The sequence below is a fragment of the Pseudomonas paraeruginosa genome (assembly GCF_003025345.2).
Classification (GTDB): domain Bacteria; phylum Pseudomonadota; class Gammaproteobacteria; order Pseudomonadales; family Pseudomonadaceae; genus Pseudomonas; species Pseudomonas paraeruginosa.
Window position 1 is genome coordinate 301,941 of sequence record NZ_CP020560.1, and the last position, 21,319, is coordinate 323,259.

Annotated in this window: 19 protein-coding genes; 11 read left to right on the forward strand and 8 right to left on the reverse strand. The window is 65.9% G+C overall.

Going from position 1 to position 21,319, the window contains the following annotated elements:
• Positions 1-94 precede the first annotated feature (94 nt).
• From B7D75_RS01440 to B7D75_RS01450, 3 genes are all read right to left on the reverse strand, one after another.
• Positions 95-730: a TetR/AcrR family transcriptional regulator gene (locus B7D75_RS01440; RefSeq protein WP_043102615.1), complete on the reverse strand. Its 636-nt coding sequence runs from the start codon at positions 728-730 to the stop codon at positions 95-97.
• Between the two features lie 60 nt (positions 731-790).
• Positions 791-1,852, reverse strand: coding sequence for a polyamine ABC transporter substrate-binding protein (locus tag B7D75_RS01445; RefSeq protein ID WP_003154592.1), 1,062 nt, complete (start codon positions 1,850-1,852; stop codon positions 791-793).
• A gap of 256 nt (positions 1,853-2,108) precedes the next feature.
• A complete protein-coding gene (locus B7D75_RS01450) occupies positions 2,109-3,485 on the reverse strand; it encodes a glutamine synthetase family protein (RefSeq protein ID WP_012073921.1) in 1,377 nt (458 codons plus the stop codon).
• A gap of 279 nt (positions 3,486-3,764) precedes the next feature.
• Here B7D75_RS01450 and B7D75_RS01455 point away from each other — a divergent pair, with 279 nt between their 5' ends.
• The 8 genes from B7D75_RS01455 (at position 3,765) to B7D75_RS01490 (ending at position 13,245) form a co-directional block, all read left to right on the forward strand.
• Complete coding sequence (locus B7D75_RS01455) at positions 3,765-4,517, forward strand: gamma-glutamyl-gamma-aminobutyrate hydrolase family protein (protein WP_034079289.1); 753 nt, start codon at positions 3,765-3,767, stop codon at positions 4,515-4,517.
• Between the two features lie 40 nt (positions 4,518-4,557).
• Positions 4,558-5,916 carry a glutamine synthetase family protein gene (locus tag B7D75_RS01460; protein WP_107113669.1) on the forward strand — a complete coding sequence of 453 codons (1,359 nt, stop codon included), beginning with the start codon at positions 4,558-4,560 and terminating at the stop codon, positions 5,914-5,916.
• A gap of 65 nt (positions 5,917-5,981) precedes the next feature.
• Positions 5,982-7,352 carry a putrescine--pyruvate aminotransferase gene (gene spuC, locus B7D75_RS01465; RefSeq protein ID WP_003084297.1) on the forward strand — a complete coding sequence of 457 codons (1,371 nt, stop codon included), beginning with the start codon at positions 5,982-5,984 and terminating at the stop codon, positions 7,350-7,352.
• Positions 7,353-7,467: 115 nt separating this feature from the next.
• Positions 7,468-8,571 (forward strand): putrescine-binding protein SpuD, encoded by a 1,104-nt coding sequence (gene spuD / locus B7D75_RS01470; protein WP_012073924.1) that lies wholly within the window; start codon positions 7,468-7,470, stop codon positions 8,569-8,571.
• Between the two features lie 419 nt (positions 8,572-8,990).
• Positions 8,991-10,088, forward strand: a complete 1,098-nt coding sequence (gene spuE / locus B7D75_RS01475; protein ID WP_052151043.1) for a spermidine-binding protein SpuE — start codon at positions 8,991-8,993, stop codon at positions 10,086-10,088.
• Between the two features lie 56 nt (positions 10,089-10,144).
• Positions 10,145-11,299, forward strand: coding sequence for a polyamine ABC transporter ATP-binding protein (gene potA / locus B7D75_RS01480; RefSeq protein ID WP_012073925.1), 1,155 nt, complete (start codon positions 10,145-10,147; stop codon positions 11,297-11,299).
• Positions 11,300-11,325: 26 nt separating this feature from the next.
• On the forward strand, positions 11,326-12,207 hold the full coding sequence (locus tag B7D75_RS01485; protein ID WP_079383449.1) for an ABC transporter permease subunit: 882 nt from the start codon (positions 11,326-11,328) through the stop codon (positions 12,205-12,207).
• A 168-nt stretch (positions 12,208-12,375) separates the two neighbouring features.
• Positions 12,376-13,245, forward strand: coding sequence for an ABC transporter permease subunit (locus tag B7D75_RS01490; protein WP_003153279.1), 870 nt, complete (start codon positions 12,376-12,378; stop codon positions 13,243-13,245).
• A gap of 182 nt (positions 13,246-13,427) precedes the next feature.
• On the opposite strand, the gene hacB is transcribed toward B7D75_RS01490, so the two are convergent.
• Positions 13,428-15,815: an N-acylhomoserine lactone acylase HacB gene (gene hacB, locus B7D75_RS01495; protein ID WP_107113670.1), complete on the reverse strand. Its 2,388-nt coding sequence runs from the start codon at positions 15,813-15,815 to the stop codon at positions 13,428-13,430.
• A gap of 110 nt (positions 15,816-15,925) precedes the next feature.
• Here hacB and B7D75_RS01505 point away from each other — a divergent pair, with 110 nt between their 5' ends.
• Positions 15,926-16,978: an AraC family transcriptional regulator gene (locus tag B7D75_RS01505; RefSeq protein WP_107113671.1), complete on the forward strand. Its 1,053-nt coding sequence runs from the start codon at positions 15,926-15,928 to the stop codon at positions 16,976-16,978.
• Here B7D75_RS01505 and B7D75_RS01510 read toward each other — a convergent pair.
• Positions 16,957-17,463: a hypothetical protein gene (locus B7D75_RS01510; RefSeq protein WP_012073929.1), complete on the reverse strand. Its 507-nt coding sequence runs from the start codon at positions 17,461-17,463 to the stop codon at positions 16,957-16,959. The two genes, B7D75_RS01505 and B7D75_RS01510, sit on opposite strands and share 22 nt — an antisense overlap.
• Positions 17,464-17,567: 104 nt before the next feature.
• Positions 17,568-18,179, reverse strand: coding sequence for a DUF6436 domain-containing protein (locus B7D75_RS01515; RefSeq protein WP_049791992.1), 612 nt, complete (start codon positions 18,177-18,179; stop codon positions 17,568-17,570).
• A 76-nt stretch (positions 18,180-18,255) separates the two neighbouring features.
• Here B7D75_RS01515 and B7D75_RS01520 point away from each other — a divergent pair, with 76 nt between their 5' ends.
• Positions 18,256-19,197, forward strand: coding sequence for a phospholipase BipL (locus B7D75_RS01520; protein ID WP_012073930.1), 942 nt, complete (start codon positions 18,256-18,258; stop codon positions 19,195-19,197).
• A 19-nt stretch (positions 19,198-19,216) separates the two neighbouring features.
• Here B7D75_RS01520 and B7D75_RS01525 read toward each other — a convergent pair whose 3' ends face one another.
• Positions 19,217-19,969: a hypothetical protein gene (locus B7D75_RS01525; RefSeq protein WP_107113672.1), complete on the reverse strand. Its 753-nt coding sequence runs from the start codon at positions 19,967-19,969 to the stop codon at positions 19,217-19,219.
• 48 nt (positions 19,970-20,017) lie between these two features.
• Here B7D75_RS01525 and B7D75_RS01530 point away from each other — a divergent pair, with 48 nt between their 5' ends.
• Positions 20,018-20,716 carry a 2OG-Fe(II) oxygenase gene (locus B7D75_RS01530; protein ID WP_074197245.1) on the forward strand — a complete coding sequence of 233 codons (699 nt, stop codon included), beginning with the start codon at positions 20,018-20,020 and terminating at the stop codon, positions 20,714-20,716.
• 14 nt (positions 20,717-20,730) lie between these two features.
• On the opposite strand, the gene B7D75_RS01535 is transcribed toward B7D75_RS01530, so the two are convergent.
• On the reverse strand, positions 20,731-21,285 hold the full coding sequence (locus B7D75_RS01535; protein ID WP_107113673.1) for a DUF6160 family protein: 555 nt from the start codon (positions 21,283-21,285) through the stop codon (positions 20,731-20,733).
• Positions 21,286-21,319: the final 34 nt, after the last annotated feature.

The following is a 21,319-nucleotide window of genomic DNA, read 5'->3' on the forward strand; positions in this document are numbered from 1 at the left end:
ACGGGCGGATTTATATCCGATAAAAATCGGCTAGTGAAGCGGTTTTTTCAAATAAATAAGGTTATATATCGATTTTAATCGGATAAAAATCTGTTTAAGGTTCACTGCGTTTTTCCAGGAAAGGCGGCAGGTACAGGCCCAGGTAGGCGTCGAAAACCCGCATGCCTTCTTCCGCCAGGCGCGCGTCGATGGTCCCGTGACGCTGTACCGACAACGCATAGACGCGATCGCCGAGTTCCATGGCCAGGCTGAAGATCTCGATATCGGTCGGCAGCGGTGGCAGCAGGAAATGCCGTTCGAACAGGGCGCGCATGGCCTGGCCGAGTTGCACGTCGTGCTGGCGATCGGCCTGGGTGACTTCGGCCAGGCCGTGGCTGGCGAGAATCAGCTGGCGGGCCGCCGCGTCGTGGGCATAGACCGCCAGCATGCGCTCCTCGACGATCCGCGACAGGTCGCGCCAGCAGCGCAGGCCGGCGTGATCCACCGGCCGTTCGAGGCAGGCGCGGAAGGCGGCGTGGACCTCGCCGGTCAGCCCCTGGAGCAGGGCCGGCACGCTGGGGAAGAAGTGGTAGACCGACGATGGTGGCATTTCCGCGCGTTCGGCCACGCTGTAGATGGACAGGCCGCCGATGCCTTCGTCGGCGAGCAGGCCGCGGGCGGCGTCGAGGATCGCGGCGATCCGGGCCTGGCTGCTGGCGCGGGGCTTGCGGGTGGGCGAGGTGGGCTGCATGGCGGGTCTCCGGGCGTGAGCGGCTATTGGACGCCAGCTCACGCGGCCGGGGCAAGCCGCTCAGTGGGCGGCGTCGCGGAATGCCTGCCAGATTTCTCCGAGCACCGGCTGGAGCTTCTCCGGCGGCGTTTCCAGGGCGAACAGGCGGCGGCTGGTGTCGCGGTCCGGGTACAGGCCCGGTTGCTGGCGCAGGGCGGGATCGAGGAAGCCGGCGGCGTCGGCGTTGCCGCTGGGATAGAGGGTGGCGGCGGTGATCTGCGCGGCGACCTGCGGCTGCATCAGGTAGTCGATGAAGCGCAGCGCCTGCTGCGGATGCTGGGCGCTGGCGGGGATCACCAGGTTGTCGATGAACAGCACCGAGCCCTCCTGCGGCACCGTGAAGCTCACCGGCTGACCGGCCTTGGCCGCGCGCAGGGCATCGCCGACCCAGGCCATCGCCACGCAGAGCCTGCCGCCCTCGAGATCGGCGATGTAGCGTTCGCTGTCGACGTAGCGCAGGTTCGGCCGCAGCCCGTGCAGCGCATCGGCGGCGCGGCGTACCTGGCTCGGCGCGGTGCGACCGAGGTTGCGCCCCTGGTAGTTGAGGAGGATCGCCAGGGTTTCGTCCGGGGCGTCCAGCAGGCTGATGCCGCAGCTCTTCAGGCGCTGGCTCTGGCTGGCGTCGAACAGCAGGCTCCAGCTGTCGGGCAGCGGCCCGCCATAGGCGGCTTCGGCCTGCGGGGTATTGATCGCCAGGCCGACGGCACCCCATAGATAGGGGATGGCGTGGCGGTTGTCGGGGTCGACCGCGGCCAGCTTGCTCAGCAACTGGCGGTCGAGGTGGCTGCGGTTGGGCAGCCGGGCGAAGTCCAGCGGTCGCAGCAGGTTGTCCTTCAGCAGGGCCGGCAGGGTGTCGTGGGAGGGCACGGCGACGTCGATCGGCTCGCCGCTGCGCAACGCCCTGTCCAGTTCCTCGGCGGTGGCGAAGGTGTGGTACTCGACGCGGATGCCGGTGTCCTTCTGGAAGGCCTCGAGCACCTGCGGGTCGATGTAGTCGTTCCAGTTGTAGACGCGCAGGGTTTCCTCGGCCTGGGCCAGCCAGGGCGCGAAAGCGAGGAACAGCAGGACGGAAAGGCGGGGCATGGGGTCTTCTCGCTGGACGGAACGGAGCGGACGATGGTGCCGCAGCCGGAAGGTCGCGGCATTGATGCAGGCCAGCCTCGAGTCTGGCGGGAGGCGTGGCGGCAGGCTGTGCCGTGGCGCACATTTCCCGGTTGCGAGAAAAGGACCGGGGCGGTTTCCCAGACACAGACGCCCCCGCGTTGAGTGTCTGCGAAACCGCCCCGGATTTCGCTGCGTACGGCGCCGGCCCGGGGGCCGGCGCGCCGATACCGCTACCTCAGACGGTATGCAGGTACCAGTTGTACTCGAGGTCGGAGATCGAGTGCTCGAACTCCTCCAGCTCGCTTTCCTTGCAGGCGACGAAGATGTCGATGTACTTCGGGTCGATGTACTTCGCCATGATCTCGCTTTCGTCCAGCTCGCGCAGGGCGTCGCGCAGGTTGTTCGGCAGGCTCGGCTCCATCTGCTCGTAGGAGTTGCCTTCGATCGGCGCGCCCGGCTCGACCTTGTTGCTCAGCCCGTGGTGGACCCCGGCCAGCACCGCTGCCAGTAGCAGGTAGGGGTTGGCGTCGGCGCCGGCCACGCGGTGCTCCAGGCGCACCGCATCCGGGCTGCCGGTGGGCACGCGCAGGGCCACGGTGCGGTTGTCCAGGCCCCAGCTCGGCGCGTTCGGCACGTAGAACTGCGAACCGAAGCGGCGGTAGGAGTTGACGTTGGGGCAGAGGAAGGCCATGGAGGCCGGCAGGGTCTCGAGCACACCGCCGATCGCATGGCGCAATGCGGCGTTCTGCTCGGGATCCTCGCTGGTGAAGATGTTGTTGCCGTGCTTGTCGAGCAGCGAGATGTGCACGTGCAGTCCGTTCCCGGCCTGGCCCGGATAGGGCTTGGCCATGAAGGTGGTGTCCATCTCGTGGTCGTAGGCGATGTTCTTGACCAGGCGCTTGAGCAGCACCGCGTGGTCGCAGGCCTTGAGGGCATCGTTGACGTGGTTGAGGTTGACCTCGAACTGCGCCGGAGCGGATTCGGCGACGATGGCGTCGGCCGGGATGCCCTGGGCGCGGGCGCCGTCGATGATGTCCTGGAGGCACTCGACGTATTCGTCGAGGTCATCGATGGAATACACCTGAACCGACTGCGGGCGCTTGCCGGAGATCGGCGAGCGCGGCGGCTGCGGCCGGCCGTTCACGTTCTCCTGGTCGATCAGGTAGAACTCCAGTTCGAAGGCGGCGACGATGGTCAGTTCCATCTCGGTGAATTTCTCCACCACCTGGCGCAGGACTTCGCGGGGGTCGGCGAAGAAGGGCTCGCCTTCCAGCTCATGCATGGTCATCAGCAGTTGCGCGGTGGGGCGCTTCTGCCAGGGCTCCATGGAGAGGGTGCCGGGGATCGGATAGCAGATCCGGTCGGCGTCGCCGATGTCGAGACCCAGGCCGGTGCTCTCCACGGTGGAGCCGGTGATGTCGAGGGCGAACAGGGAAGCGGGGAGATTGATACCTTTCTCGAAGACTTTGTTCAGACTGTTGCGTTCGATCCGCTTGCCGCGAACCACGCCATTCATGTCTGCAATAAGAAGGTCGACGAACTGGACCTCGGGATGTTCCTTGAGGAACTCGCTCGGTTCAGTGAGCTGAACGGCACGCTGGGGTACCGACATGATGCAACACCTTTTTTGTTAAAAATTTCAATCATGCGGGGGGTAGGCTATGAGTCAATCCGAAAGCCTGTGGGATGTCAATAGCCGCCAAAAACGCCCTCTTGTGGGGCGTTGAGGCCGTTTTCAGGGCATTTTCGCCAGGCGAAAAGCCAAAAAAAAACCTCGCGTCGAAGGGTGTTCAGGAACGCGTGTTCAATTTTTTACAGGCCTATTGTGTAAAAAAATGAACAACGCTAAGCTCGGCCAAACCCCATAACATCTACAAACAACGGGTGTCTCATGTCTCGCCTGCCGTTAATCGGCGTCACCGCCTGCACCAAGCAGATCGGTCTTCATCCCTACCACATTGCCGGCGACAAATACCTGCGTGCCGTGGTCAACGGCGCTGGCGGCCTCCCGCTGATCATTCCTGCGCTGGGCGAACTGCTCGACCAGGCAACCCTGCTGGACAGCATCGACGGCTTGCTCTTCACCGGCTCGCCGTCGAACGTCGAGCCCCGTCATTATAGTGGGGCGGCGAGCGAGCCTGGCACTCTTCACGATCCCGACCGCGACGCCACCACGCTGCCGCTGGTCCGCGCCGCCATCGACGCCGGCATTCCGGTCCTCGGCATCTGCCGTGGTTTCCAGGAAATGAACGTGGCTTTCGGCGGCAGCCTGCACCAGAAGGTGCACGAGGTCGGAACCTTCATGGACCACCGCGAGCCGGCCGACCAGCCGCTCGAGGTTCAGTACGCGCCGCGCCATGCCATGCATGTGCAGTCGGGCGGAGTGCTCGCCGGCATCGGCTTGCCGAGCGAGTTCCAGGTCAATTCCATCCATGGCCAGGGCGTTGATCGTCTGGCGCCGGGCCTTCGAGTAGAAGCACTGGCGCCTGACGGGTTGGTCGAAGCCATCTCCGTAGAAGGTGCAAAAGCCTTCGCTCTTGGTGTGCAATGGCACCCGGAGTGGCAGGTTCTGACGAACCCCAACTATCTCGCTATCTTCCAGGCTTTCGGTAAGGCCTGCGGCAAGAGGGCGGGGCAACGTTGAGTCCGGCTGTTGGGGCCGGACTCTCAACCCTGAGGTCTTTATGACTACCAAGTTAGACCAGCTGACCAGCTGGCTGAAGGAACGCAAGATCACCGAAGTGGAATGCCTGATTTCCGACCTGACAGGCATCGCCCGCGGCAAGATCTCGCCGACCAACAAGTTCATCGCGGAAAAGGGCATGCGCCTGCCGGAGAGCGTTCTGCTGCAGACCGTCACCGGCGACTACGTGGAAGACGACATTTACTACGACCTGCTCGACCCGGCCGACATCGATATGGTCTGCCGCCCGGACGAGAATGCCGTGTTCCTCGTCCCCTGGGCCATCGAGCCCACCGCGATGGTGATCCACGATACCTTCGACAAGCTCGGCAACCCCATCGAACTGTCGCCGCGCAACATCCTCAAGCGCGTGCTGAAGATGTACGCCGACAAGGGCTGGCGGCCGATCGTGGCGCCGGAGATGGAGTTCTACCTGACCAAGCGCAGCGATGACCCCGACTACCCGTTGCAGGCCCCGGTGGGTCGCTCCGGCCGCCAGGAAACCGGGCGCCAGTCGTTCTCCATCGACGCCGCCAACGAGTTCGACCCGCTGTTCGAGGACATGTACGACTGGTGCGAGGCCCAGGGCCTTGACCTGGATACGCTGATCCACGAGGAGGGCACCGCGCAGATGGAGATCAACTTCCGTCACGGCGACGCCCTCGACCTGGCCGACCAGATCCTGGTGTTCAAGCGCACCATGCGCGAGGCCGCGCTCAAGCACAACGTCGCCGCCACCTTCATGGCCAAGCCGATGACCGGCGAGCCGGGCAGCGCGATGCACCTGCACCAGAGCATCGTCGACGTGAAGACCGGCAGGAACATCTTCTCCAATGCCGACGGCACCATGAGCGACCTGTTCCTGCACCATATCGGCGGCCTGCAGAAGTTCATCCCGGAAGTGCTGCCGCTGTTCGCGCCCAACGTGAACTCGTTCCGCCGCTTCCTGCCCGATACCTCGGCGCCGGTGAACGTCGAGTGGGGCGAAGAGAACCGTACCGTCGGCCTGCGCGTGCCGGATTCCAGCCCGGAGAACCGCCGGGTCGAGAACCGCCTCGCCGGCGCCGACGCCAACCCTTACCTGGCGCTGGCTGCCAGCCTGCTGTGCGGCTACATCGGCATGGTCGAAGGCATCAAGCCGAGCGCCCAGGTCAAAGGTCGCGGCTATGAGCGCCGCAACCTGCGCCTGCCGCTGACGATCGAAGCGGCGCTGGAGCGCATGGAGAACTGCAAGCCCCTCGAGCAGTATCTCGGCAGCAAGTTCATCAGCGGCTACGTCGCGGTGAAACGTGCGGAGCACGAGAATTTCAAGCGGGTAATCAGCTCCTGGGAGCGGGAATTCCTCCTGCTTTCCGTTTGATCCTGGCCGGGGGCGGCCGGCGTGGACCGCCGCTCCCGGACAGTCTTGAATAGAAGAGGTGTGACATGAACAGCCAAATCACCAACGCCAAGACCCGTGAGTGGCAGGCGTTGAGCCGCGACCACCATCTGCCGCCGTTCACCGACTACAAGCAGTTGAACGAGAAGGGCGCGCGGATCATCACCAAGGCCGAAGGCGTCTACATCTGGGACAGCGAGGGCAACAAGATCCTCGATGCGATGGCCGGCCTCTGGTGCGTCAACGTCGGCTACGGCCGCGAGGAGCTGGTCCAGGCCGCTACCCGGCAGATGCGCGAGCTGCCGTTCTACAACCTGTTCTTCCAGACCGCCCACCCGCCGGTGGTCGAGCTGGCCAAGGCGATCGCCGACGTCGCCCCGGAAGGCATGAACCATGTGTTCTTCACCGGCTCCGGCTCCGAGGCCAACGACACCGTGCTGCGCATGGTCCGCCACTATTGGGCGACCAAGGGCCAGCCGCAGAAGAAAGTGGTGATCGGCCGCTGGAACGGCTACCACGGCTCCACCGTCGCCGGCGTCAGCCTGGGCGGCATGAAGGCGCTGCATGAACAGGGCGATTTCCCCATCCCGGGCATCGTCCACATCGCCCAGCCCTACTGGTACGGCGAGGGCGGCGATATGTCGCCGGACGAGTTCGGCGTCTGGGCCGCCGAGCAGCTGGAGAAGAAGATTCTCGAAGTGGGCGAGGAAAACGTCGCCGCCTTCATCGCCGAGCCGATCCAGGGCGCCGGCGGCGTGATCGTCCCGCCGGACACCTACTGGCCGAAGATCCGCGAGATCCTCGCCAAGTACGACATCCTGTTCATCGCCGACGAAGTGATCTGCGGCTTCGGCCGTACCGGCGAATGGTTCGGCAGCCAGTACTACGGCAACGCCCCGGACCTGATGCCGATCGCCAAGGGCCTCACCTCCGGCTACATCCCCATGGGCGGCGTGGTGGTGCGCGACGAGATCGTCGAAGTGCTCAACCAGGGCGGCGAGTTCTACCACGGCTTCACCTATTCCGGTCACCCGGTGGCGGCCGCCGTGGCCCTGGAGAACATCCGCATCCTACGCGAGGAGAAAATCATCGAGAAGGTGAAGGCGGAAACGGCACCGTATTTGCAGAAACGCTGGCAGGAGCTGGCCGACCACCCGTTGGTGGGCGAAGCGCGTGGGGTCGGCATGGTCGCCGCCCTGGAACTGGTCAAGAACAAGAAGACCCGCGAGCGTTTCACCGACAAGGGTGTCGGGATGCTGTGCCGGGAGCATTGTTTCCGCAACGGTTTGATCATGCGCGCGGTGGGCGACACTATGATTATCTCGCCGCCGCTGGTGATCGATCCGTCGCAGATCGATGAGTTGATCACCCTGGCGCGCAAGTGCCTCGATCAGACCGCCGCCGCCGTCCTGGCTTGAGTCCCTGAGCGGACTTTTGCCAGACTGCGCCAGTGCGTTGGCCAGGCTCACCGGGTGGTGACGCGATCGGTTGCGCCACCGCCCGGATACTTCAACAAAAATGGAGCTACCCCGCATGATGAAACGTTTCGGTAAGACCCTGCTCGCCCTGACCTTGGCGGGCACTGTGGCCGGTATGGCGCAGGCTGCGGACAACAAGGTGCTGCACGTCTACAACTGGTCCGACTACATCGCGCCGGACACCCTGGAGAAGTTCACCAAGGAAACCGGGATCAAGGTCGTCTACGACGTCTACGACAGCAACGAGGTGCTGGAAGCCAAGTTGCTGGCGGGCAAGTCCGGGTACGACGTGGTGGTGCCTTCCAACTCCTTCCTCGCCAAGCAGATCAAGGCCGGGGTCTACCAGAAGCTCGACAAGTCCAAGCTGCCGAACTGGAAGAACCTGAACAAGGACCTGATGCACACCCTGGAAGTCAGCGACCCGGGCAACGAGCACGCGATTCCCTACATGTGGGGCACCATCGGCATCGGCTACAACCCGGACAAGGTCAAGGCGGCTTTCGGCGACAACGCGCCGGTGGATTCCTGGGACCTGGTGTTCAAGCCGGAGAACATCCAGAAGCTGAAGCAGTGCGGCGTGAGCTTCCTCGACTCGCCGACCGAGATCCTTCCGGCGGCCCTGCACTATCTCGGCTACAAGCCGGACACCGACAATCCCAAGGAACTCAAGGCGGCCGAGGAGCTGTTCCTGAAGATCCGTCCCTACGTCACCTACTTCCACTCGTCGAAGTACATTTCCGACCTGGCCAACGGCAACATCTGCGTCGCCATCGGCTACTCCGGTGATATCTACCAGGCCAAGTCGCGCGCCGAAGAGGCGAAGAACAAGGTCACCGTCAAGTACAACATTCCCAAGGAAGGCGCCGGCAGCTTCTTCGACATGGTCGCCATCCCCAAGGACGCCGAGAACACCGAAGGCGCCCTGGCGTTCGTCAACTTCCTGATGAAGCCGGAAATCATGGCCGAGATCACCGACGTGGTGCAGTTCCCCAACGGCAACGCGGCGGCCACCCCGCTGGTGTCCGAGGCGATCCGTAACGACCCGGGCATCTACCCGAGCGAAGAGGTCATGAAGAAGCTGTACACCTTCCCCGACCTGCCGGCCAAGACCCAGCGGGCGATGACCCGCAGCTGGACCAAGATCAAGTCCGGCAAGTGATCCGCGTGGACGCCGGCGGCGCCTGAGCCCGCCGGCGCTCCGCCACGAGTGAACCGGAACGCGGCCGGGTTTCCTCCGGTTGCGCTCCCCCTGCGAAGAGGTTCGACTCTTTTGCCCGTTCGTCCAGACGCTTCCTCCTGGGGGCCCGACGACCGGACGCAGTATCGACGACGAAGACGCTGCCATGGGCGCTGCGCCAATCTGCCGCGCCGGGGCCGTTCACGCCGTTCGCACGGGGCCCCGGGGCCCGGAAAACCTGAAACCAACACGTCGGTGGGGAACCCAGCTCACTCATGTTTCCCGGCGCAATCGCCGGGTTGTCATGAAACCCGAGTGATCTGGGCTTACATCGGCACTTGAAGAACACGGGTCGAACAGGCAGGGTGCTGCCGTGAAAAGGCCCGGAACAGGAGTCGGACATGCAACATTCCATTGGAAAGACACTGCTGGTGGCCACGCTGGCCGCGGCGATCGCGGGCCCCGTACAGGCGGAGAAGAAGAGCCTGCACATCTACAACTGGACCGATTACATCGCTCCGACCACCCTCAAGGACTTCACCAAGGAGAGCGGGATCGACGTCAGCTACGACGTCTTCGACTCCAACGAGACCCTGGAGGGCAAGCTGGTATCCGGGCATTCCGGCTACGACATCGTGGTGCCATCGAACAACTTCCTCGGCAAGCAGATCCAGGCCGGCGCCTTCCAGAAGCTGGACAAGAGCAAGCTGCCGAACTGGAAGAACCTCGACCCGGCGCTGCTCAAGCAGCTGGAAGTCAGCGATCCGGGCAACCAGTACGCGGTGCCCTACCTGTGGGGCACCAACGGCATCGGCTACAACGTGGCCAAGGTCAAGGAAGTGCTCGGCGACCAGCCGATCGACTCCTGGGCGATCCTCTTCGAGCCGGAGAACATGAAGAAGCTCGCCAAGTGCGGCGTGGCCTTCATGGACAGCGGCGACGAGATGCTGCCCGCCGCCCTCAACTACCTGGGGCTGGATCCCAACACGCACGACCCGAAGGAGTACAAGAAGGCCGAGGAGGTACTGACGAAGGTGCGTCCCTACGTCAGCTACTTCCACTCCTCCAAGTACATTTCCGACCTGGCCAACGGCAACATCTGCGTCGCCTTCGGCTATTCCGGGGACGTCTTCCAGGCGGCCGCCCGCGCCGAGGAGGCCGGCAAGGGCATCGACATCCAGTACGTGATTCCCAAGGAAGGCGCCAACCTGTGGTTCGACCTGATGGCGATTCCCGCCGACGCCAAGGCCGCCGACAACGCCTATGCGTTCATCGACTACCTGCTGCGTCCGGAAGTGATCGCCAAGGTCAGCGACTACGTCGGCTACGCCAACGCGGTACCGGGGGCTCGCCCGCTGATGGACAAGAGCGTCAGCGACAACGAGGAGGTGTATCCGCCGCAGGCCGTGCTCGACAAGGCCTACGTTTCCGCTGTGCTGCCGGCCAAGGTGCTGCGCCTGCAGACCCGCACCTGGACCCGGATCAAGACCGGCAAATAAGTTCAAATTCCGCCCGGTAGCGTGAACCGGGCATCAACGACTTGGGAGTTGTGGTAATGGCGATAGCCTCCGGTGCCTACAAGAAAGCCCTAGAGGGCAGCCAGCAGCCGAAAGAGGTGCTGGTAAAGATCGACCGGGTAACCAAGCAGTTCGACGAGACGCTGGCGGTGGACACCGTGTCCCTGACCATCAACAAGGGCGAGATCTTCGCCCTGCTCGGCGGCTCCGGCTCGGGTAAATCCACCCTGTTGCGCATGCTCGCCGGCTTCGAGCGACCCACCGAGGGGCGGATCTTCCTCGATGGCCAGGACATCACCGACCTGCCGCCCTACGAGCGGCCGATCAACATGATGTTCCAGTCCTATGCGCTGTTCCCGCACATGAGCGTGGCGCAGAACATCGCCTTCGGCCTCAAGCAGGACGGCCTGCCGAAGGCCGAGATCGACGAGCGCGTGGCGGAGATGCTCAAGCTGGTGCACATGACCCAGTACGCCAAGCGCAAGCCGCACCAGCTCTCCGGCGGCCAGCGCCAGCGGGTGGCCCTGGCGCGCTCGCTGGCCAAGCGGCCGAAGCTGCTGCTGCTCGACGAGCCGATGGGCGCGCTGGACAAGAAGCTGCGCTCGCAGATGCAACTGGAACTGGTGGAGATCATCGAGCGCGTCGGCGTGACCTGCGTGATGGTGACCCACGACCAGGAAGAGGCCATGACCATGGCCCAGCGCATCGCCATCATGCACCTGGGCTGCATCGAGCAGATCGGCAGCCCGATGGACATCTACGAAACCCCGGCGAGCCGCCTGGTCTGCGAGTTCATCGGCAACGTCAACCTGTTCGACGGCGTGCTGGTGGAGGACGTGCAGGACCATGCGGTGATCGCCTGCCCGCAACTGGAGAACCCGATCTACATCGGCCACGGCATCAGCACCCGCGCCGAGGACAAGCGCATCACCTACGCGCTGCGGCCGGAGAAAGTGATGATCAGCGCGCAGAAGCCGGACAACCTGGAACACCCCGGGCACAACTGGGCGCAGGGCACCGTCTATGACATCGCCTACCTCGGCGGCCACTCGGTGTACTACATCAAGCTGGCTTCGGGGATGATCGTCCAGGCCTTCATGGCCAACGCCGAGCGCCACGTCGCACGGCCGACCTGGGACCAGTCGGTGTACATCAGCTGGTACGACGACAGCGGCGTGGTACTGCAGTCATGAAATTCGCCAACAGCCTGAAAAAGCGCATGCCCGGTGGGCGGCATGCGGTCATCGGGGTGCCGTTCCTGTGGCTCTTCCTGTTCTTCCTGCTGCCCTTCGCCATCGTGCTGAAGATCAGCCTGGCGGAAGCGGACGTGGCCATCCCGCCCTACACCGAGATCTTCGCCTACGCCGACCAGCAGCTGCAGGTGCTGCTGAACCTCGGCAACTACCTGATGCTGACCGACGACCCGCTCTACATCGACGCCTACCTCGGCTCGCTGAAGATGGCCTTCATCAGCACCCTGATCTGCCTGCTGGTGGGCTACCCGATGGCCTACGCCATCGCCCGCTCCAGCCAGTCGACGCAGACGGTCCTGCTGCTGTTGATCATGATGCCGACCTGGACGGCGATCCTGATCCGGGTCTATGCCTGGATGGGCATCCTTTCCAACAACGGCCTGCTCAACAGCGTGCTGATGGGGCTGGGGATCATCAGCGAGCCGCTGACCATCCTCAACACCAACGTCGCGGTGTACATCGGCATCGTCTATTCCTATCTGCCGTTCATGATCCTGCCGCTCTACGCCAACCTGGTGAAGCACGACCCGAGCCTGCTGGAAGCCGCATCCGACCTGGGCGCGCGCAACTTCACCAGCTTCTGGAAGATCACCGTGCCGCTGTCGAAGAACGGCATCATCGCCGGCTGCATGCTGGTGTTCATCCCCGCGGTGGGCGAGTTCGTCATCCCGGAACTGCTCGGCGGCCCCGAGACCCTGATGATCGGCAAGGTGCTCTGGCAGGAGTTCTTCAACAACCGCGACTGGCCGGTAGCGTCCGCCCTGGCGGTGGTGATGCTGGCGATCCTGATCATCCCGATCATCCTGTTCAACAAGAACCAGGCTAAAGAACTGGAGGGCAAGGTATGAGCCAGCACCACGTATTCTGCTCTTCATCCTGTTCAACAGGCTCTCCATCCAGAAGCATGGCTAAAGAACTGGAGGGCAAGGTATGAGCCAGTACAGCGTATCCCGCTCCGTATCCCGTTCAACAGGCTCTCCATCCAGAAGCGTGGCTAAAGAACTGGAGGGCAAGGTATGAAGCGCTGGAATTTCTCCAACGTCATGCTGATCGTCGGCCTGCTCTTCATCTACCTGCCGATGCTGATCCTGGTGATCTACTCGTTCAACGCCTCCAAGCTGGTGACGGTGTGGGGCGGCTGGTCGGTGAAGTGGTACGTCGGTCTGCTGGACAACACCCAGCTGGTCAGTTCGGTCGGCCGCTCCCTGGAGATCGCCTTCTACACGGCGTTCTCCTCGGTGATCCTCGGGACCCTGGCGGCCTTCGTCCTCACCCGCATCCCGCGCTTCCGCGGCCGCACGCTGTTCGGTGGCATGGTCACCGCACCGCTGGTGATGCCGGAAGTGATCACCGGCCTGTCGTTGCTGCTGCTGTTCGTGGCCATGGCGCAACTGATTGGCTGGCCGCAGGAGCGGGGTATCGTCACCATCTGGATCGCCCACACCAGCTTCTGCTCGTCCTACGTGGCGGTGGTGGTGTCGGCGCGCCTGCGTGAACTCGACCTGTCGATCGAGGAGGCGGCGATGGACCTGGGCGCCAAGCCGTGGAAGGTGTTCCTGCTGATCACCATCCCGATGATCGCGCCCTCGCTGGCGGCCGGCGGCATGATGTCCTTCGCCCTGTCGCTGGACGACCTGGTGCTGGCCAGCTTCGTCTCCGGCCCCGGCTCGACCACCCTGCCGATGGAAGTCTTCTCCGCCGTGCGCCTGGGCGTGAAGCCGGAGATCAACGCGGTGGCCAGCCTGATCCTGCTGAGCGTCTCGTTGTTCACCTTCCTTGCCTGGTACTTCACCCGCCAGGCCGAGGAGCGGCGTCGCCGGGCGATCCAGCAGGCGATGGAAGAGACCGCCAGCGACTGGCAGAAAGGCTCGCCGACCCCGGCCTGAGCCTGCCGCCGGAAAAGAAAAGGCCACCTTCGGGTGGCCTTTTTCATTGTGGCGTCGGTGGCGGGAAATGCCTGGCTACGCTCCGTAGGGCGAATAACGCCCGAGGCGTTATCCGCCGATACCCCGTTGTATCCGGCGGACAACCACCATGCGGTTACTCGCCCTACTCCACGCCGGCCGGCTCAGCGCTTCGGCTCCAGCACCAGCACGCCCTTGCTGTTCGCCTTCACCTCGTTTTCCTCATAGTGCTGCGGCAGGTAGTGGCCCTCGATGTAGGCTTCGGCCTGGTCGTCGTAGTGGCCATCGAAGGGCACGCCGCTCTGCCCGACCGGGTTGATGCCGAGGCTGTGGGCCGGGTCGGCGAAGTCCATCAGGCGCCGGGTCGAGGGGCCGTAGGTGACCGGCCAGGGGGCCGGACCGATCTTCGCCGACAGGTTGTTCGGCACTTCGTGGGTGCCGGGGGCGGCGAACGGGCCGACGTTGAGGAGGCGCCTGAGCAGCGGCTGCTGGCCCAGCGCGTGCTCGTGGGTCAGGGTGTGCGCCTTGCCCCACAGCCAGCCGGACGGGTCGTTGCCGAGGGTGCCGCGCAGGTGCGCGAGGGAGGCGGCCCAGGCGGCCTTGACGATATCCGCGCGGCTTTCCCGGCGCTCTGTGCGGCGGTCGTCCCACCAGGGGGAGTCGGCGTCGGCGGCCAGTCGTGGCAGCGCGCTGTCGATGGCGCGGGTGGCGATCAGGTTGTCGAAGAAGGCATCGCCCAATTCGTCGTGCAAGGCGCCCTCGGCGATCTGGAACAGCAACTGGTTGAACAGCGTGGCGGCGGTCGAGTCGACCGGGTAGTCGCCCTTCCAGGCCGCCAGTTGCTCGACCAGACGCTTGCCTTCGGCGTCGTCGACCGCCTCGCGCAGCACCGGCAGCAACGGTGCGAGCAGGCGCGGCGCGTAGCCGGTGCGGTTGCCGAGCTGCAACGCGCGGCTGTTGTCCAGGTTCCACTTCACGCTGCGATCGGCCAGTTGCGCATCCAGCCACTGGCCGCGGTCGGCCAGGTTGTAGTAGCCGGGGATCGGCCGGCCGTTGGCCGGCACCGGCTGGAAGTTGGCGGAGACGATGTAGCCGCGCGCCGGGTTTTCTTCCTGTGGATTGTCGGCGAAGGGATAGAAGCCGGATTTGTCCGCCTCGCCCTGGCTGCCATCGAGGATGAAACTCGGATTCACTCCCTCCGGCCGCTTCGGCAGTGCCGCCGAGGCCCACCAGCCGATGTCGCCGGCGGCGTTGGCCCAGACCAGGTTGAGCCCCGGCGAATGGATCTTCGAGGCCGCCGCGCGGGCCTTGGCCAGGGTGTCGGCGCGGTTCAGCTCGTAGAAGGCGTCGAGCACCGGGTTCTCGCTCTCGAGGAAGGCCCACCACATGGCGATCGGGGTCTTGCCGGAGCTGGCGCCGAGCGCGTCGTTGACGATCGGACCGTGGGGCGAGCGGCGCAGGGTGAGCTTCACCGGCGCGGCGCCCTTGACCGCGATTTCCTGCTCCTCGCTCTGCAGGTCGACCCACTTGCCCTGGTACCAGACCTGGTTGGGGTTGTCCGGGTTGACCTTCTCGGCGATCAGGTCGAGGTCGTCGTTCTGGAACATGGTCAGGCTCCAGCCGAACGCGCGGTTGTGGCCCAGCGAGGCGAAGGGGTTGAGCGCCTGGTGATGGCCGTAGAGCTCGAAGCCGGGCGCGCTCAGCTGGGCCTCGTACCACACCGCTGGCGCGGCGAAGCGGATGTGCGGGTCGCCGGCCAGCAACGGCTTGCCGCTGGCGCTGCGGCTGCCGGCGACGACCCAGGCGTTGCTGCCTTCGAACTGCGGCAGGCCGGCGTCCTCCAGGGCCTGCTGGCTGAGACGGGCGAGGGCGCCGAGGTCCTGCCAGTCGCCGGCGCCCAGTGCGCTGGAGGGCGTCAGCACGCCCTGCGGATGCCAGTCGAGGTCGAAGATGCGCAGGTAGTCACCGCCCAGTTCGTCGCGCACATAGGTCAGCGCCGGCTCGGTGCGGAACGCGGCGGCGAAGCTGTAGGCCATGTAGCCGGCGATGCTCAGGGTGTCCTCGGGGGTGAAGGGACGCCTGGGTATGCCCAGCAGGTCGAATTCGAGCGGAGCGGGGTTGTTTTCCTGGAACTGGTTGACCCCGTCGAGGTAGGCCTCCAGCACCTTCCACGGCTGCGACTGCTTGTCCTGGCGCGCGCTGTACGCGGCGGCGTGGTCGCGGATGCGCAAGGTGCGGAACAGCCGGTCGGTGTCCACCAGCCTGGGGCCGAGTACCTCGGCCAGTTCGCCGCGCGACAGGCGCCGCAGCATTTCCATCTGGAACAGGCGGTCCTGGGCGTGCACGTAGCCGAGGGCGCGGTAGAGGTCGGTCTGGTTCTGCGCGTACAGGTGCGGCACGCCGCGCTCGTCGTAGCGCACGTCGACCGGCGCCTGCAGGTGGGCCAGGGCCAGCGAGCCGCTGCGCACCGGCTGCTTGGCATGGAGATACCAGGCGGCGCCGGCGGCCGCGGCGGCTACCGCCACGGCGATCACGGTCAGGGTGCGTTTCATCGGACCTTTCTCCTTGTTGTAGTGGCGAGCATTCTGCGGATGCCATCGACGCGCGGCATTGACCGAATGCTCGGAGCCTGGAAGTCTTTGGTCAATCACGAGGAGCCGCCATGCAGGACGACCCGTCCACCAGTCCCCTGACCCATTCCGCCACGTTGCGGCGCCTGTTGTACGAAGCCTTCGACGCCCTCGGCCTGGACCCGACCCGGGTCTATCGCAGCGTCTACCGGCGCACGCCGCTGCCGCCACCGGTCCTGGGTGGCCGCCTGGTGCACGACAACGCCCCGTTGTTCTGGACCGAACTGGCGGCGGTGACCGGCGATGCCGACATCGGCCTGCACCTGGGCGAGGCGATGAAGCCGCGCCTGCTCGATGTGGTCGGCTACCTGCTGCTGTCCGCGCGCGATCTGGAGGAGGCTCTGCGCAGCTTCGTGCGTTTCCAGCACATACTCTCCGGTGGTTTCGCCGCGCGCCTCGAGGTCTTAGGGGATTCGGCCAGGCTGATCCTCGACATCAACTACCTGGGCCATGCCTCGCTGCGCCAGCAGATCGAATGCCTGATGCTGCTGTTCCTCAAGCTGCTGGCGCTGATCAGCGACGACGAGTTCGTCGCCGAACGCATCGAGTTCCGCCATCCGGCGCCGGCCCGCCTCGGCGAGCACCGCCGGCTGTTCGGCCGGTTGCCGCTGTTTTCCCGCGAGCACGACGCGCTGCTGTTCCCCGCCGCGCTGCTCCGGCGACCGTCGCGCAACGCCAATCCGGACATGCATGCGCTGCTTACCCGTCACGCGGAAGAGCAGAGCCGCGAGCTCAGCGAGAACCGCCTGCTCAATCGCGTGCGCTACCTGGTCGAACTGCGCCTGGGCGAGGGCTACGGCATGCGCCAGTGCGCGGCCGAGCTGGGTCTGGGCGCCGGCGCGCTGCAACGCGCGCTGGCCGCCGGCGGGGCGAGCTTCCGCCAGGTGCGCGAGGAGGTCCGCCGGCAGCGCGCCGGCGAAATGCTGCGGGCCGGCAGCGCGATCCGCGAAGTGGCCAAGGCCTGTGGCTTCGCCGAGCTGTCGCCGTTCTACCGGGCCTTCCGCCGCTGGTACGCCGCGCCCCCTGAACAGTACAGGGCGCGGCTGGCGAGGGAGGAGAAGGATTATTCGACCAGCGGCACCTGACGGCCGATCTCCAGGGTGGCGATGGCGTCGAGCTGGATCTCGATCTGCAGGAAGCGCATGGCGCGCTTGGGCGAGACGTTCTTGGCGATGCGCTTGACGTACTTGTCGCGCAGTTCCAGGCGGTCTTCCTGGAGCTCCTCGACGCGGTCGATCAGCTTGCTCGCCTGGTCGTCGGTGACGTTGCCGCTGTTGTAGGCCTGCGCGTAGTCCAGCAGCAGCTTGAGGGTTTCCTTGCTGAGCTTGTCCGACTCGGTGCGGTAGGTGTTGTAGATCGGCCAGAATTTCTCGCCTTCCTGGTCGGTGAGGTTCATGTTGGCTTCGACGATGCGCTTGCGCTTGTAGTCGACGTCGGCCAGGTCGTTCTGGATCTGCGCCTGGTGTTCCTTCATCAGTTCCTTGCTGCTGGGCTGCGGATCGTTCTGGGCGGCCATCAGCGGCAGGCTGACGAGGGCGGCGAGCAGGGCGAGGGTGGGGCGTAGGGACATGCAGCGACTCCTTGGTTCGGAAACGGCCCTTCGTGGACCGACCCGGGCAGTGTAGCCGCTGCGCCGGCCCGTGCCCTCTGCCGAAAGCCTGGCCTTGAGCCAGGTCAGTCTTTTTCCCCGGCCCAGGGGCAATAGCAGCCCACGGCGAGGGTATGGGTGGCGTTCACCGGGCGGCCTTGCAGCAGCGCCTCGAGGATCGGCTCGATGAAGCTGTTGCTGGAGGTGCATACCGCGCCTTCGCTATAGGGGCCGAAGTAGGCCAGGCGGCCGTCGCGGTCCCAGATCGCCACGGCCGGGCTGGCCGGCAGTTGCTCGGAACCGGGCAGGCCGGCGAGGGGACGCAGGGCGGCCAGGTTGTCCGGCAGGCGGCCCTGGCTGCCGGGCTTCTGCAGGACGTGGAACTCCACGCCCTGGCCGGCGAAGCGCTCGATCAGCTCGCCGAGATGCTGCTGGTTGCCGACGTTGCAGGGACAGGCCGGGTCCCAGAAATGCACCAGGCGGATCGGGCCCGGCCCGGCCAGCCCGGCAGGCAGGCGCAGGCTGTCGCCGGAGAACAGGGTGGTCTGCTCGCTGAACGGGCGGATGTAGCGGATCTCGAACCACCAGTAGGCGGTGAGCAGGCCGCCGGCCCAGAGCAGGCCGACGAGGCTGACGAGGAGCGTCTTGCGGCGGGGAGTCATGGCGTTCACACGGAAAACGGGTGCCAAGCTTGCCATGTGTTCGCGCGCAGCTGAATATCCCAGGGTTTCGCCCGTGGCCCGGCCACCTATAGTCCCCAGCCCGGAATCGCCGATGTCAGAAGCCTTCAACCCCGATTACCTGCGCCAGCACCTGCGACCCTTGGCCGCGGCCGAGGCGGATGCCGCTGTCCTCGCCTACCAGGCCTACTACGGCCTGGACCTGCGCGCCCGCCATCCGGACCTGCGAGCGCGGCTCGGCAGCATGCTGGTCGACGGGCGCCGCCTGGCGGTACAGGCCTGGCTGCTGCCGGAGGCGCGCGGTAGCCTGCTGCTGATGCATGGCTATTACGACCACATGGGGCTGTACCGGCACGTGGTCGACTGGGCGCTGGGCATGGGCTTCTCGGTGCTCGCCTGCGACCTGCCTGGGCATGGCCTGTCCGAAGGCGAGCGCGCCAGCATCCGCGACTTCGCCGAATACCAGGCGGTGTTCAAGGGCCTCCTGGGCCAGGCCGCCGAACTCGCCCTGCCGCAGCCCTGGCACCTGTGCGGACAAAGCACCGGCGGGGCGATCCTGCTGGACTACCTGCTGCATGGCGGCGAGCGTCCCGAACTGGGCGAGACCATCCTTATGGCGCCGCTGGTGCGTCCGCGCGCCTGGGGCTGGTCGAAGCTCAGCTACCGCCTGCTGAGCCCGTTCGTCGACTCGATCCCGCGGCGCTTCTCGGAGAACTCCAGCGACCCGCGCTTCCTCGACTTCCTCCGCGAGCACGATCCGTTGCAGCCGCGCACCCTGCCGACCGCCTGGGTCGGTGCGCTGACCCGCTGGGTGCCGCGCATCGAGCGGGCGCCTCGGCGCGCCCTGAGTCCCCTGGTGGTGCAGGGCGAGGCCGACGAGACGGTGGACTGGCGCCATGGCCTGAAGGTGCTGCGGGAGAAATTCGACGAGCCGCGGATACTGTTGCTGGATGAGGCGCGCCATCACCTGGCGAACGAAAGCGAGGGGTTGCGGCGGCGCTATTTCGATTTCCTGAGCGACGCGCTGGGGGCCTGACCCGCAGGCCCCGCGTCGATCACTGGGCGACCGACTGGTCCACCGCCAGGCCGGCTTTCAGCGCGGCCAGGGCCGCCTGGTAGTAGCTGCGCCCGGCGGGCGATTCGGCGAAGCTCACGTACTGGGTGAGCTCCGTGTCGGAGAGGCCGCGGTAGACATACAGCAGGGTGTTCTCCAGGTCCGCGCCGATCTGCTGCACCAGACGCTGGCGCTGGCCCTCCAGCAACTGGCCGGTCTGTCCGCCGCCAAGCAGGCCGGGCAGCCCCGGAAGCATCTGGCTGAGGCTGTCGGCGGCGACCCCGGCCAGGGCCAGGCTGACTTCCGCGCCGGCCTCGCGCGCCGGGAGGACCTGGGCCAGGCGCTTGACCAGGGCGCGGCGCGGCTCGCTGGCGGTCTGCCGCGGCAGGCCGTTGCTGTGCTGTAGCAACTGGTCGCGGCGGGTGGCGAGGACCTCGGCGGCGACCACCTTGCGCCCCAGCGGCGACTCGAAGAAGTTCAGTGGATTGGCGCTGTCCGGCAGGTTCTCGCGCAGGCCGTTGAGCGCGCGCCGGTCGACCTCGGCCGGGGCGAAGCGACGATTGCTGTTGTCCACCAGGGTCTGGTAGAGCGCCGGCGGCAGCTTGTCCTGGTAGCGCTTCTGCGCCGCGTCCAGGGCATCGCTGAAATGCGCGCGCTGGTCGGGCCAGCCAGCGGCCTGGTACAGGCGTTGATAGGGGTCGGCCAGGGCGGGCAGACCAACCAGCAGTAAAGCGAAGGCGAGCAGGGCGCGCATTGATACTCCTTTGGCGGCGAAAGCCTCGTCGTTCGGGTGGTGCCGTCCATGGGGCGCTATTGTCGACATGCAGCGGACCGCTTGTCGAGACACCCGGGCGGCACGCTAGAATGGACGATGCACATCAACGTCGATCATCCACTCCTGCAGCGCATCGTCGATGAACTGGTCGACCAGGGCTGGTCGCACCAGAGCGTCTTCATGCCTGAGCGTCTGACCACCAGACTGGCCGAAGAGTGCCGCAGCCGCGCCTGCGCCGGCGAACTGACCCCGGCGGCGATCGGCCGCGGCGACGGCCAGGTGATCCGCGAAGGTATCCGCGGCGACCTCACGCAATGGCTGGAGCCCGGTGAATCCGCGGCCTGCGACGAGTACCTGGGGGTGATGGACAGTCTCCGGCAGGCACTCAACGCCTCGCTGTTCCTCGGCCTCGAGGACTTCGAGTGCCATTTCGCGCTGTACCCGCCGGGCGCCTACTACCAGAAACATGTCGACCGCTTCCGCGACGATGACGCGCGCACCGTTTCCGCCGTCCTCTACCTCAACGACGCCTGGCTGCCCGAGCATGGCGGCGCGCTACGCCTGCACCTGCCGGGGCGGCAGCTGGATATCCAGCCGACGGGCGGTAGCCTGGTGGTGTTCATGTCCGCCGGCACCGAGCACGAAGTCCTGCCGGCCAGCCGTGACCGGTTGTCCCTGACCGGCTGGTTCCGCCGGCGCGACGAGTCGCCCCTGCTGTTGCCCTGAGCCTGGGCGGCGCCTCAGTGCCCCCAGACCTTGAGCGTGCCGCGCAGGTCGGTGATGTCGCGCAGTTCGAGGCGGCCGATCGAGTTCTCGCCGATGTACAGGTCGCTGGCTATCCGCAGGCGGATGCGCTGTGCCGGCAGGCCGCTGGCGATCAGCTGGTCGTTGATGGTGGCGAGGTCCGGCAGGCTGATCGCCAGTTGCTGCCTGCCGCCGCTGCCGGTGGTCACGTCCAGTGCCAGGGTCGGCTGCTCGACGCCGAAGATCGGCAGGCTCAGGCCGAGCTGGGCGGCGCCCAGCGGGATGTTGCCGCCGCGCCCGTCCGGGCAGTCGCCGGCTTTCGCGCAGCCGTTGTCGATCACCAGGTTGCGCAGCGACAGGCTGCCGCCGTCGTCCACCCAGGCGACCCTGGCCGCGCCGGCGCGCAGGTCCAGGCGCAGGTTGATCCCGGCCTGGCCGGTGACCTGGCTGAGGCTGTGGTTGTCCAGGGCCTCCATGGCGGCCTGGCTGGCGCCGCTGGCCAGCAGGGCGGAGGCCAGGAGGTACGGCAGGAGCGAGCGGGTGGGGAACATGGTCGGCGGATCCTTCGCGGTTGCGCGGGAGGCC

Bases quoted from the DNA above. Each gene is read 5' to 3' on its own strand.
- B7D75_RS01440 (WP_043102615.1), bottom strand. From the start codon at position 730: ATGCAGCCCACCTCGCCCACCCGCAAGCCCCGCGCCAGCAGCCAGGCC.
- B7D75_RS01445 (WP_003154592.1), bottom strand. From the start codon at position 1,852: ATGCCCCGCCTTTCCGTCCTGCTGTTCCTCGCTTTCGCGCCCTGGCTG.
- B7D75_RS01450 (WP_012073921.1), bottom strand. From the start codon at position 3,485: ATGTCGGTACCCCAGCGTGCCGTTCAGCTCACTGAACCGAGCGAGTTC.
- B7D75_RS01455 (WP_034079289.1), top strand. From the start codon at position 3,765: ATGTCTCGCCTGCCGTTAATCGGCGTCACCGCCTGCACCAAGCAGATC.
- B7D75_RS01460 (WP_107113669.1), top strand. From the start codon at position 4,558: ATGACTACCAAGTTAGACCAGCTGACCAGCTGGCTGAAGGAACGCAAG.
- spuC (WP_003084297.1), top strand. From the start codon at position 5,982: ATGAACAGCCAAATCACCAACGCCAAGACCCGTGAGTGGCAGGCGTTG.
- spuD (WP_012073924.1), top strand. From the start codon at position 7,468: ATGATGAAACGTTTCGGTAAGACCCTGCTCGCCCTGACCTTGGCGGGC.
- spuE (WP_052151043.1), top strand. From the start codon at position 8,991: ATGCAACATTCCATTGGAAAGACACTGCTGGTGGCCACGCTGGCCGCG.
- potA (WP_012073925.1), top strand. From the start codon at position 10,145: ATGGCGATAGCCTCCGGTGCCTACAAGAAAGCCCTAGAGGGCAGCCAG.
- B7D75_RS01485 (WP_079383449.1), top strand. From the start codon at position 11,326: ATGCCCGGTGGGCGGCATGCGGTCATCGGGGTGCCGTTCCTGTGGCTC.
- B7D75_RS01490 (WP_003153279.1), top strand. From the start codon at position 12,376: ATGAAGCGCTGGAATTTCTCCAACGTCATGCTGATCGTCGGCCTGCTC.
- hacB (WP_107113670.1), bottom strand. From the start codon at position 15,815: ATGAAACGCACCCTGACCGTGATCGCCGTGGCGGTAGCCGCCGCGGCC.
- B7D75_RS01505 (WP_107113671.1), top strand. From the start codon at position 15,926: ATGCAGGACGACCCGTCCACCAGTCCCCTGACCCATTCCGCCACGTTG.
- B7D75_RS01510 (WP_012073929.1), bottom strand. From the start codon at position 17,463: ATGTCCCTACGCCCCACCCTCGCCCTGCTCGCCGCCCTCGTCAGCCTG.
- B7D75_RS01515 (WP_049791992.1), bottom strand. From the start codon at position 18,179: ATGGCAAGCTTGGCACCCGTTTTCCGTGTGAACGCCATGACTCCCCGC.
- B7D75_RS01520 (WP_012073930.1), top strand. From the start codon at position 18,256: ATGTCAGAAGCCTTCAACCCCGATTACCTGCGCCAGCACCTGCGACCC.
- B7D75_RS01525 (WP_107113672.1), bottom strand. From the start codon at position 19,969: ATGCGCGCCCTGCTCGCCTTCGCTTTACTGCTGGTTGGTCTGCCCGCC.
- B7D75_RS01530 (WP_074197245.1), top strand. From the start codon at position 20,018: ATGGGGCGCTATTGTCGACATGCAGCGGACCGCTTGTCGAGACACCCG.
- B7D75_RS01535 (WP_107113673.1), bottom strand. From the start codon at position 21,285: ATGTTCCCCACCCGCTCGCTCCTGCCGTACCTCCTGGCCTCCGCCCTG.